The organism is Pseudomonas sp. P4_C8 (assembly GCF_056401975.1).
In genome coordinates this window covers 1-655 of record NZ_JBFUIH010000121.1, presented here as the reverse complement: position 1 = coordinate 655, position 655 = coordinate 1, and the positions used below count along the sequence as shown (strand labels likewise).

General features: G+C 61.9%; 1 protein-coding gene. It reads right to left on the bottom strand.

Features of this window, described 5'->3' with window-relative positions; all coding sequences use genetic code 11:
- A partial coding sequence (locus AC1DWM_RS30150) for an Ig-like domain-containing protein (protein WP_477796897.1) occupies nt 1-655 on the bottom strand: 655 nt, incomplete at both ends.

Sequence of the window (655 nt, the reverse complement as noted above, 5' to 3'; positions counted from 1 at the left end):
GTCCGGGGTAAAGGTGTAAGCACCGTTGCTGGCGATGATCAGCGTTCCGACACCGGTCATGGTTGCGGTCTGGCCCGCCGTGAAGCTGCCGTCGACCCCATTCACGCTGAAGCTGGAGACGCTCAGGAGATTATCGACATCGTGGTCGTTGCCCAGCACGTTGCCGGTGGCTGCGTGGTCTTCATCGACAGTGTTGGTGTCCGCGACCAGGACGCTTGGGTCATTGACCGGGGTGACGCTGATATCCAGCGTGCTGGTGGAGCCGGTGTTGGTGGTGTAGGTGACGGTCGGCACGGTGCCGTTCCAGTTCTCCACCGGGGTAAAGGTGTAAGCACCGTTCGCCCCGATCACCAGGGTGCCGACGTTGGCGATGGTCGCCGGGACGCCTGCGGTGTACTCGGTGCCGCCAACCGTGAATGTCGCGACACTCAGATCGTTGTCGACATCGCTATCGTTGCCCAGCACGTTGCCGGTGGCCGCGTGGTCTTCATCGACAGTGTTGGTATCCGCGGTCAGGACGCTCGGGTCATTGACCGGAGTGACGCTGATATCCAGCGTGCTGGTGGAACCGGTRTTGGTGGTGTAGGTGACGGTCGGYACGGTGCCGTTGTAGTTGGAGTCCGGAGTAAAGGTGTAAGCACCGTTCGCCCCGATC